Source organism: Nonomuraea sp. 3N208 (assembly GCF_052245935.1).
Classification (GTDB): Bacteria; Actinomycetota; Actinomycetes; order Streptosporangiales; family Streptosporangiaceae; genus Nonomuraea.
Genome location: NZ_JBQQBR010000042.1, coordinates 106174 through 116073 on the forward strand (window position 1 = coordinate 106174; position 9900 = coordinate 116073).

At 67.0% G+C, this 9900-nt stretch carries 9 protein-coding genes and 1 pseudogene; 1 reads left to right on the forward strand and 9 read right to left on the reverse strand.

Annotated elements, in window-relative coordinates; all coding sequences use genetic code 11:
- Positions 1 to 336 precede the first annotated feature (336 nt).
- Positions 337 to 999, reverse strand: a complete 663-nt coding sequence (gene msrA / locus ACTWPT_RS46040; RefSeq protein ID WP_443183870.1) for a peptide-methionine (S)-S-oxide reductase MsrA — start codon at positions 997 to 999, stop codon at positions 337 to 339.
- A gap of 122 nt (positions 1000 to 1121) precedes the next feature.
- Here msrA and rarD point away from each other — a divergent pair, with 122 nt between their 5' ends.
- On the forward strand, positions 1122 to 2045 hold the full coding sequence (gene rarD / locus ACTWPT_RS46045) for an EamA family transporter RarD (RefSeq protein ID WP_443183871.1): 924 nt from the start codon (positions 1122 to 1124) through the stop codon (positions 2043 to 2045).
- On the opposite strand, the gene ACTWPT_RS46050 is transcribed toward rarD, so the two are convergent.
- The 8 genes and pseudogenes from ACTWPT_RS46050 to ACTWPT_RS46085 form a co-directional block, all read right to left on the reverse strand.
- A complete protein-coding gene (locus ACTWPT_RS46050; protein ID WP_443183872.1) occupies positions 2013 to 3002 on the reverse strand; it encodes a polyprenyl synthetase family protein in 990 nt (329 codons plus the stop codon). The two genes, rarD and ACTWPT_RS46050, sit on opposite strands and share 33 nt — an antisense overlap.
- A gap of 11 nt (positions 3003 to 3013) precedes the next feature.
- Complete coding sequence (nuoN, locus tag ACTWPT_RS46055) at positions 3014 to 4603, reverse strand: NADH-quinone oxidoreductase subunit NuoN (protein ID WP_443183873.1); 1590 nt, start codon at positions 4601 to 4603, stop codon at positions 3014 to 3016.
- Complete coding sequence (locus ACTWPT_RS46060; RefSeq protein WP_443183874.1) at positions 4600 to 6159, reverse strand: NADH-quinone oxidoreductase subunit M; 1560 nt, start codon at positions 6157 to 6159, stop codon at positions 4600 to 4602. The genes nuoN and ACTWPT_RS46060 overlap by 4 nt, the downstream gene beginning before the upstream one ends.
- A complete protein-coding gene (nuoL, locus tag ACTWPT_RS46065; RefSeq protein ID WP_443183880.1) occupies positions 6159 to 8003 on the reverse strand; it encodes an NADH-quinone oxidoreductase subunit L in 1845 nt (614 codons plus the stop codon). The genes ACTWPT_RS46060 and nuoL overlap by 1 nt, the downstream gene beginning before the upstream one ends.
- A gap of 73 nt (positions 8004 to 8076) precedes the next feature.
- On the reverse strand, positions 8077 to 8373 hold the full coding sequence (gene nuoK, locus ACTWPT_RS46070; RefSeq protein ID WP_443183875.1) for an NADH-quinone oxidoreductase subunit NuoK: 297 nt from the start codon (positions 8371 to 8373) through the stop codon (positions 8077 to 8079).
- Positions 8370 to 9200, reverse strand: a complete 831-nt coding sequence (locus ACTWPT_RS46075) for an NADH-quinone oxidoreductase subunit J (RefSeq protein ID WP_443183876.1) — start codon at positions 9198 to 9200, stop codon at positions 8370 to 8372. The genes nuoK and ACTWPT_RS46075 overlap by 4 nt, the downstream gene beginning before the upstream one ends.
- The gene (gene nuoI / locus ACTWPT_RS46080) at positions 9193 to 9708 is read right to left on the reverse strand and encodes an NADH-quinone oxidoreductase subunit NuoI (protein ID WP_305914429.1); all 516 of its coding nucleotides are present in this window, start codon (positions 9706 to 9708) and stop codon (positions 9193 to 9195) included. Before nuoI ends, ACTWPT_RS46075 begins: the two co-directional genes overlap by 8 nt.
- Positions 9695 to 9900, reverse strand: a pseudogene (locus ACTWPT_RS46085) (NADH-quinone oxidoreductase subunit NuoH); the annotation flags it as partial. The gene nuoI and the pseudogene ACTWPT_RS46085, both read right to left, overlap by 14 nt.

Below are 9900 nucleotides of genomic sequence, written 5' to 3' on the forward strand. Positions count from 1 at the left end.
CCGTAAGGGTCGGAGGTCGGCTGTTGATCAGTGATCATACCTGCGCGCCGATCGACAGATAAGATCATATTTGACACGGATCGAACGCGTTCTGTTACTCCATCCCATTTCGACAACCTCGGGAGAGGCGTAGATCGCCACCTGTGGAACCGTTGAAAACCGTCTCCCGGGTTGGAGTCGTCCTGGCTGTGCCGGGCGGGCGGGTGCAGGGGCCCACGATCCGTCACACGATGCGCCGCCCTCAACCTGGCCGGACGCCCCAACATGGTCGTTGCCCTCGCCACTTGCACAAGGGGCGACGATTCACGATCTTGCTTGACGCGTGACAGTGTCAGATCACTCGCCAGCAGGCGCGACACCCACCGGGCACGAGACTCCAGTGCCGCCGATTCCGCAATACCCGTTTTTGTTGCGGTGAAGATACTGCTGGTGATAATCCTCCGCGAAGAAGAACTGCCCCGCTTCGGCGATCTCCGTGGAGATCTCGCCGTAGCCCGCCGCCTTCAGCACCTTCTGGTACGCGTCCCGGGACGTCTCCGCCGCCTTCTGCTGCTCCGGCGAGTGGTAGTAAATCGCCGAGCGGTATTGGGTGCCGACGTCGTTGCCCTGGCGCATGCCCTGTGTGGGGTCGTGGGCCTCCCAGAAGACCTTCAGGAGCGCCTCGTAGGAGACCTTGGCGGGGTCGAAGACGACCCGAACGGCCTCGGTGTGGCCCGTGCGGCCGCTGCAGACCTCCTCGTACGTCGGGTTCGGCGTGTAGCCGCCCTGATAGCCGACCGCCGTCGTGACGACTCCCGGGGTCTGCCAGAACTTGCGCTCGGCGCCCCAGAAGCAGCCGAGGCCGAAGTCGGCGACCTCCGTGCCGGGCGGGTACGGCGGGGCCAGCGGGGCGTCCAGGACCGCGTGGCGGGCCGGGACCGCCATGGTCTCCGCGCGGCCCGGGAGTGCGTCCTCGGGTCGGACCATCGAGGTCTTGTTGCCGCCGAACAGCCAGCCCATCGCACTACCTCCATAGCTCTCTAGCCAGCCTACACAGGCAGCAACGCTTAAGGAGATCTACAGATTTCCGTATAGTGGATGGAATTTGTGGTTAAAGGTGGTAATGGGCGAAGATGGCGTACATGCCTGACCTTCGGCGCGGTGTCTTGTACGGGGTCGCCGCCTACACCATGTGGGGACTCTTCCCCCTCTACTGGCCGCTGCTCAAGCCGTCCGGGGCCATCGAGATCCTGGCGCACCGGATGGTGTGGTCACTGCTCGCCGTCGCCGCCGCGCTCGCCGTCCGCAGGCACTGGTCCTGGATCCGGGAGCTGGCCAGGCAACCCAGGAAGCTCGCCCTCCTCACCGTCGCCGCCATCGTCGTCACCCTCAACTGGGGCACCTACATCTACGCGGTCAACACCGGACACGTGGTGGAGAGCGCCCTCGGGTACTTCATCAACCCGCTCGTCAGCGTGTTGTTCGGCGTGGTGCTGCTGCGCGAGCGGCTGCGGCCGCTGCAGTGGGCGGCGGTCGGGTTCGGGGCGCTCGCCGTGCTCGTGCTGACCCTCGACTACGGTCGGCTGCCGTGGATCGCGCTCACGTTGGCGGTGAGTTTCGGCGTGTACGGGCTGGTCAAGAAGAAGGCCAATGTGGCCGCGACCGAGAGCCTGGCCGTCGAGACGCTGGTGCTGTTGTTGCCGGCTCTCGGGTATCTGATCTTCCTGCAGGCGAGCGGGGAGGCGACCTTCCCGCAACACGGGGCGCTGCACGCCGTGCTGCTGGTCGGGGCGGGGATCGTCACGGCGGTGCCGCTGATCTGCTTCGGGGCGGCCGCCATCAGGGTGCCGCTCAGCACGATCGGGCTGTTGCAGTACATCGCGCCGATCCTGCAGTTCGCGTGCGGTGTGTTGATCGCCAAGGAGACGATGCCGCCCAGCCGGTGGATCGGGTTCTCGATCGTCTGGCTGGCCTTGGCGATCTTCACTTACGACAGCATCAGGACGGCTCGCGCAGCCGCGCGTGTCAGAAGATCAGCCGGAACGCTGAACCACGTAGTCACATAGCGCCAAAAAGGCGTCCCGCGCCGACATATCCGGCAAACCGGAAATGTCGGCCCGCGCCCGGTCCACCCACGCCTCCAACTCCGCCCGCGCCCGCTCCATCGCCGGGTGCGCACGGAGCAGGGTCAACGCCTCGTCCACGTCGGACTCGGCCACCGGGCCCGACAGCAGCTCGGAAAGACGCGGCGAGTCGCCGGCGGCCAGGGCGTACAGGACCGGGAGGGTCTTGATGCCCTCGCGCAGGTCCGTCCCCTGTGTCTTGCCCAACTGCGCCCCCGTTGAGGCCACGTCCAGCAGATCGTCCCCCAGCTGCCAGGCCACGCCGATGGCCTCGCAGGCGCGGCTCAGCCGCTCCTCGACGTCCGCGGGGGCCCCGGAGAGCAATGCTCCGAAGCGGCCGGAAGCGGCGATCAGCGAGCCCGTCTTGTCGGCCAGGACGTTGAGGTAATGCGCAATCGCGTCCTCGCCGGCGCGCGGGCCGACGGTTTCGCGGATCTGGCCCTGGACCAGGCGGGAGAACGTCTGCGCCTGGATGCGGATCAGCTCGGGGCCGAGGTCGGCCAGGATGTCGGAGGCCTGGGCGAACAAGTAGTCGCCGGTGAGGATCGCCACGGTGTTGTCCCACCGGGCGTTCGCGGACGGGGAGCCCCGGCGTACCCGCGCCTCGTCCATGACGTCGTCGTGGTAGAGCGAGCCCAGGTGGGTCAGCTCGATGACCACCGCGCCGGGCACGACACCCGGCGCCGACGGGTCGCCGAACTGGGCGGCGAGCAGGACCATCAGCGTGCGGAACCGCTTGCCGCCGGCCTCAATGAGGTGCTTGGACGCCTCCGTGACGAAGGCGTCCTCGCTCTCCACCGACGAACGCAAGAGCTTCTCCACCGCGGCCAGTCCGGTGGCCACGTCCTGCGCCAACCGTTCGTCCTCAATGGGAAGGTCAACCACGGGTGGCGCAGACATACGAGATCCCCTTATCTAATGAACAGGCTGCTAGCAGCGTCGTTGGCAACACCGAGCACGGACTCCGGGTAGAGCCCTACCCCTACCGTAACCAGCAGCGCGACAGCGATGACGGCCACGGTCCCCGCACTGGGCACCACGATCGCCGGACCGTCGGCCGCCGGCTCGCTGAAGAACATCAGCACGATCACGCGCACGTAGAAGAACGCCGCGACGGCCGAGGCCACCACACCCACGACGACCAGGCCCGCCATCCAGCCGCCCATCGAGTCGCCGGGCTGCGTCCCGCTGTTGAGCGCGGCGGCGAAGACGGCGTACTTGCCGAAGAAGCCGCTGGTCAGCGGGATGCCGGCGAAGGCAAGCAGGAAGAAGGCGAACACCCCGGCCAGCATCGGAGCCCGCTTGCCGAGCCCGGCCCAGCGCGACAGGTGCCCGGCCTCGCCCCCGGGGTCGCGCACCAGCGTGACGATCGCGAACGCGCCGACCGTCGTGATGCCGTAGACGGCCAGGTAGAACAGGATCGCCTTGAGCGAGACCGCGTTCTGCTCGGCGGAGCCGAACGTGGCCATCACGCCGACGAGCAGGAAGCCCGCGTGCGCGATGGACGAGTAGGCGAGCATGCGCTTGATCTCGGTCTGCGTGATCGCCAGCACCGAGCCGACGACCATGGTGAGTGCGGCGATGACCCAGATGACAGGCCGCCAGTTCCAGTCGAGGTTGCCCAGACCCACCCAGAACACCCGCAGCACGGCGCCCACGGCCGCGACCAGCGTGCCCGAGGCCATGAGAGCGGTGATCGGGGTCGGGGCGCCCTGGTAGACGTCCGGCTTCCACGCCTGGAACGGCGCCGCACCGATCTTGAACAGCAGGCCCACACCGAGCAGCGCGAGCCCGATCATCAGCAGCGGGTCGAGCGCCGCGCCCGCGGACAGGGCCTGGTTGATGCCGGGGAGCGAGACGGTGCCCGCGTACCCGTAGATCATCGCGGTGCCGTACAAGAAGAATGCCGAGGAGAACGCGCCCAGCAGGAAGTACTTCATCGACGCCTCCTGCGACAGCAGGCGGCGCCGGCGGGCCAGGCCGCACAGCAGGTAGAGCGGCAGCGACATGACCTCGAGTGCCACGAACATCATCAGCAGGTCGTGCGAGGCCGGGAAGAGCAGCATGCCGCCGACCGCGAACAGCACCAGCGGGTACACCTCGGTGTGGCCGGCGCCGCCGCTCACGGTCTCGGCCTCTTCCTCGTCGGCGCTGCCCGGCACGGCCGCGGCCGAGGCGACGAAGTGGCCCTCGTCGTTGATCAGCAGCACGCACACGAAGGACAGGACAAGGATGACGCCCCAGATGAACAGCGCGGGCCCGTCCACCGCGACCGCGCCCATGGCCGATGCCGTGGTGGACACCTGGCCGCGCAGCACCTGCACGAGCACCAGCGCGAACGCGCCGAGCAGGCTCAGCAGGGTGAGCGGTACGTGGATCGCCTTACGCAGGTATCGCGGCGCGAACGCCTCGACGAGCACACCGATGACGGCCGCGCCGAACACCACCAGCAGCGGCGCCAGCGTGCCGTACTCGATCGTCGGCGCTGGAATGGAGTTCACTGACCTGTCCCCTTCTCAGCGATGGTGGAGACCGGCACCTTCACGTTGGTCAGCGTCTGGTGCACGGACGGGTTGATCACGTCGAGCAGTGGCTTGGGGAAGAAGCCGAACCCGATGATCAGGGCGACCAGCGGGGCCAGCACCCAGATCTCGCGGGCGTTCAGGTCCTTGAACGCCTTGACCGGCTCGGCGGTCGGCCCGTTCATGACCCGCTGGACCATCCACAGGATGTAGACGGCCGCGAGGATCACGGCCACCGCCGACACGATCGCGGCCGCGGTCAGCGCCCCGGAGCCGTGAGCCTCGGTCGAGTACGTCCCGATCATGACCATGAACTCGCTGACGAACGACGACAGACCGGGCAGCGAGAGCCCCGCCAGACCGGCGACCAGGAAGAAGCCCGCCAGCACCGGCGCGACCTTCTGCACGCCTCCGTAGTCCCCGATGAACGGCGAGCCGCGCCGGGCGATGAGGAAGCCCGCGGCCAGGAACAGCGCGCCGGTGGCGAAGCCGTGGTTGACCATGTAGAGGGCGGCGCCGGACTGGGCGACGTCCGACATGGCGAACACGCCGAGCACGATGAAGCCGAAGTGTGAGATCGACGTGTAGGCGATGAGCCGCTTCATGTCGTTCTGCCCGATGGCCACGATGGCGCCGTAGATGATGCTGATGACCGCCAGCACGACGATCGGCATCGTGAACGCCTTGGCCGCGTCCGGGAACAGCTCCAGGCAGAAGCGCAGCATGCCGAACGTGCCGACCTTGTCCAGCACGCCCACCAGCAGCACGGCCGCACCGGCCGGCGCCTGTGCGGCGGCGTCGGGCAGCCACGTGTGCACCGGCCACAGCGGCGCCTTGATCGCGAAGGCGATGAAGAACCCGCCGAACAACCACTTCTGCATGGCCGGGTCCTGGATGGCCCCGACCAGTTCGGGGAACATGAACGTGTTCTTGCCGGCCACGAAGTAGAGCCCGATGACCGCGACCAGCATGAGCAGGCCGCCGAACAGCGAGTACAGCAGGAACTTGACGGCCGCGTAGGACCGCTGGGCGCCGCCGTACGAGCCGATCATGAAGTACATCGGGATCAGCATCGCTTCGAAGAAGACGTAGAAGAGGAAGATGTCGGTCGCCGCGAAGACGCCGATCATCATCGTCTCCAGCACCAGCAGCAACGAGAAGTACGTCTTCACCGACCGCTTGGGCGCGATCACCGTGCCGTCGGCGCTCTTGACTCCGTCGGCGTCGTGCCAGGAAGCCAGCACCACGATCGGCACCAACACCACCGACAGCGCGATGAGCACGAGGGCCACGCCGTCGACGCCGACCCCGAACTTCACGCCGAAGCTGGGGATCCAGTTGTACTCGGCCTTGAACTGGAAGCGCTCGCCGGCCGGGTTGAACCCGGCGGCCATGACGCCCGTGAGCACCAGCACCAGCAGCGAGACCAGCAGCGTGACCTGCTTGGCCAGCTTGTCACTGCCCTTGGGGAGCAGGGCCACCACGATGGCGCCCACCACGGGCACCGCCATGAGTATCGGAAGCCAGGGTGACATCAGATGGTCCCAACGAGGAGCAGGGCGCCGGTCAGCAGGGCGGCACCGATGAAGATGGACAACGCGTACGTTCTGGCGAAGCCCGTCTGGATCCGCCGGAGGCGCCCGGAGCTGCCGCCGATGCCCGCGGCCAGGCCGTTGACCAGCCCGTCGATGCCCCGGTTGTCGAAGAACACCGCGATCCGCGTCAGCCACTGGCCAGGGCGCATGAACAGCGACTCGTTGAGCGCGTCACCGTAGAGGTCGCGGCGGGCGAACGCGGTGAGGAACGACCCGCGCGGCTGCACGGCGGGCACCTCGGCCTGGCCGTACCTCATCCAGGCGAAGACCACGCCCACCGCGACGAGCGCAAGCGTGACAAGACCAGGAGTGGTGAACGGGTCGAAGTGCGGCGCGTCCGCCACAGTGCCGCCCACGGCGGGAATCAGGAACCTGTACAGCGTCCCGTTCACCACGAGGTAGGCACCCAGGCCGATGGCACCGATCGACAGAACGATCAGCGGCAGGGTCATGACGGGCGGGGACTCGTGCGGGTGGGCGTCGTCGGCCCAGCGCTTCTGACCGAAGAAGGTCATGAAGACCATCCGCGACATGTAGAAGCCGGTGATGCCCGCGCCCAGCACGGCCAGCCAGCCCAGGATGGGCTGGTGGTGCACCGCGGTCTCGATGATGCCGTCCTTGGTGAAGTAGCCGGACAGCAGCGGGACCCCGATGATCGCCATGTAGCCGATGAAGAACGTCCAGAAGGTGAACGGCATGTACTTGCGCAGCCCGCCGTACTTCCGCATGTCGACTTCGTCGTTCATGCCGTGCATCACGGACCCGGCGCCGAGGAACAGGTCGGCCTTGAAGAAGCCGTGCGTGATCAGGTGGCCGATCGCGAAGGCGTACCCGGCCGGGCCGAGGCCCGCGCCCAGCATCATGTAGCCGATCTGCGACATCGTCGAACCGGCCAGGCCTTTCTTGATGTCGTCCTTCGCACAACCGATGATCGCACCGGCGAGCAGCGTGGCCGCCCCGACGATCGCCACGGCCAGCGCGGCCCCGGAGCCCTCGGGGAAGAAGTACGCCCCGGACCGGACCACCAGGTAGACGCCGGCGGTGACCATGGTCGCCGCGTGGATCAGGGCCGACACGGGGGTCGGGCCCTCCATGGCGTCCAGAAGCCAGGACTGCAGCGGCAGCTGCGCCGACTTACCGCAGGCGCCGAGGAGCAGCAGCAGTCCGATGGCCAGCGTGGTGCCGTTCTCGGTGGCGATCGGCTTGAGCTCCGCGAACGACAGCGTCTGGTACGTCGTGAAGATGACGAACATCCCGACCAGCAGGCCGAGGTCACCGACACGGTTGACCACGAACGCCTTCTTGGCCGCAACCGCCGCCGACGGCTTGAACTGCCAGAACCCGATCAGCAGGTACGACGCCAGACCGACGCCCTCCCAGCCGATGAACAGGCCCACGTAGTTGTCGGCCAGCACCAGCAGCAGCATCGCCGCCACGAACAGGTTGAGGTAGGCGAAGAACCTGCGCCGGTGCTCATCGTGCGACATGTAGCCGATCGAGTAGATGTGGATCAGCGAGCCCACACCGGTGATCAGCAACGCGAAGCTGATCGACAACGGGTCGATCAGCAGCCCCATGTTGATGTCCATGTTGGGGATGAACGAATACAGGTGCACCGCCCGGCGGCGCTCGTCCTCCCCGAACCCGATGAGCTCGAAGAACGCCAGCACCGCCACGACGAACGAGGCGAGGGACATGGCCACGCCCAGCAGATGGCCCCAGCGATCGGTGAGCCGGTTGAACACCAGCAGAATGAACGCTCCCAGCAGCGGGAAAGCGATCATCAGCCAGGCGTTGCCGATCACGCCGCCGGTGTGCTGGGTGATCTGAGCGATTTCAGATTCCACCAGTCACCTCTTAGTACTTCAGCAGGTTGGCGTCGTCGACCGACGCGGACCTGCGGGTTCGGAAGATCGTCACGATGATGGCGAGGCCCACGACGACCTCGGCCGCGGCCACCACCATCACGAAGAACGCGATGATCTGGCCTTCCAAGTTGCCGACCTGCCGGGAGAAGGCGACGAACGCGAGATTGCAGGCGTTGAGCATGAGCTCCACGCACATGAAAACCACGATCGCGTTACGCCTGATCAGCACGCCGATGGCGCCGATGGCGAACAACAGGCCGGATAGGACGAGGTAGTGCGTCGTCATTTGTTCACCTCGTTGGTGGTCTGCTCGACGTCCTGCTCGTCCGCCTCATCGCGCGCGTGGATGTCGCGCTCTTCGGCGTCCTCTTCGGCCGTGTGCTTGATGGCCGCGGCGAGCCTGGGGTCGGCAGGCAGGTGGTCGTGCTCAACGTCGTAGCGCGCGATGTAGCGGTTGACCGAGGACTCCGCGGCCGACCCGTCCGGCAGCATCGCCGGCATGTCGATGGCGTTGCCGGTGGCGTACGTGCCGGGCCCCGGCAGCGGCGACGGCCGGTCGCCGGCGAACCTGGCCCGGGACAGGTCCTTCTGCGTGGGCTTGTCGGTGAGCCGCTCGCGGTGCGCCAGCACCATGGCGCCCAGCGCCGCGGTGATCAGCAGCGCCGAGGTGATCTCGAACGCGAAGACGTACCTGGTGAATATCAGCAGCGCGATCGAGCGGATGTAGCCGCCCTGCGCGGTGACCTGCGCCAGCCCTACCTCGGGGGCGAAGATCGCGTTGCCGACGGCCAGGATGATCAGCGTGGCGAAGCCGATGCCGGCGAGCACCGCCCAGAAGCGCTGACCCTTGAGCGTCTCGACGAAGGAGTCGGACGAGTCCACGCCCACCAGCATGAGCACGAACAGGAACAGCATCATGACGGCGCCGGTGTAGACGATGATCTGCACCGCGGCCAGGAAGGGCGCGTCCTGCACCGCGTAAAGGACCGCGAGGCAGAGCATCACCGTGCCGAGCATCAGCGCCGAGTACACGGCCTTCCGGTTGAAGACCATGCCGAGCGCGGCGCCGACGGACACGACGGCGAGCACCCAGAATGTGATGGTCTCACCCATTGGTCCGTCCCAGCCGGTAGTAGTCCTCTTCGGTCTCACCGAGCCGCATGGGGTGCGGCGGCTGCTCCATGCCCTGGGTCAGCGGCGCGAGCAACATCTCCTTGGTGAAGATGAGGCCCTCGCGGGTGCTGTCGGCGAGCTCGTACTCGTTCGTCATGGTGAGCGCGCGAGTCGGGCAGGCCTCGATGCAGAGACCGCACAGGATGCACCGCAGATAGTTGATCTGGTAGGTGCGGCCGTAACGCTCGCCCGGCGAGAAGCGCTCCTCGTCGGTGTTGTCCGCGCCCTCCACGTAGATCGCGTCGGCCGGACACGCCCAGGCGCACAGCTCGCAGCCCACGCACTTCTCCAGCCCGTCCGGCCAGCGGTTGAGCTGGTGACGCCCGTGGAAGCGAGGAGCCGTCGGCCTCTTCTCCTCCGGGTAGTTCGTCGTGACGGGCTTCTTGAACATCGTGTGGAAGGTGACCCCGAAGCCCTTGACGGGGTTCAGCCAATCAGTTAGTCCCACTGGGAATCTCCTTGTGCTGCACCCCGTGGTAGTGCGGCAGATCGAGCGGTGGCACCGGGAAGCCACCCTTCGTCGGCTCGTTGGACAGTTCCTCGAACTCGGCTTCGACCTGGGCCTTCCTGGCTTCCTTGCGCCGCTGGTTGACGGTGTCGAACCGCATCCAGATGGCCAGCGCCCCGACCACGATGACCC

Excerpts from the sequence above, each read along its gene's own strand:
- msrA (WP_443183870.1), bottom strand. The coding sequence starts at position 999 with ATGGGCTGGCTGTTCGGCGGCAACAAGACCTCGATGGTCCGACCCGAG.
- rarD (WP_443183871.1), top strand. The coding sequence starts at position 1,122 with ATGCCTGACCTTCGGCGCGGTGTCTTGTACGGGGTCGCCGCCTACACC.
- ACTWPT_RS46050 (WP_443183872.1), bottom strand. The coding sequence starts at position 3,002 with ATGTCTGCGCCACCCGTGGTTGACCTTCCCATTGAGGACGAACGGTTG.
- ACTWPT_RS46060 (WP_443183874.1), bottom strand. The coding sequence starts at position 6,159 with ATGTCACCCTGGCTTCCGATACTCATGGCGGTGCCCGTGGTGGGCGCC.
- nuoL (WP_443183880.1), bottom strand. The coding sequence starts at position 8,003 with ATGATCGCTTTCCCGCTGCTGGGAGCGTTCATTCTGCTGGTGTTCAAC.
- nuoK (WP_443183875.1), bottom strand. The coding sequence starts at position 8,373 with ATGACGACGCACTACCTCGTCCTATCCGGCCTGTTGTTCGCCATCGGC.
- ACTWPT_RS46075 (WP_443183876.1), bottom strand. The coding sequence starts at position 9,200 with ATGGGTGAGACCATCACATTCTGGGTGCTCGCCGTCGTGTCCGTCGGC.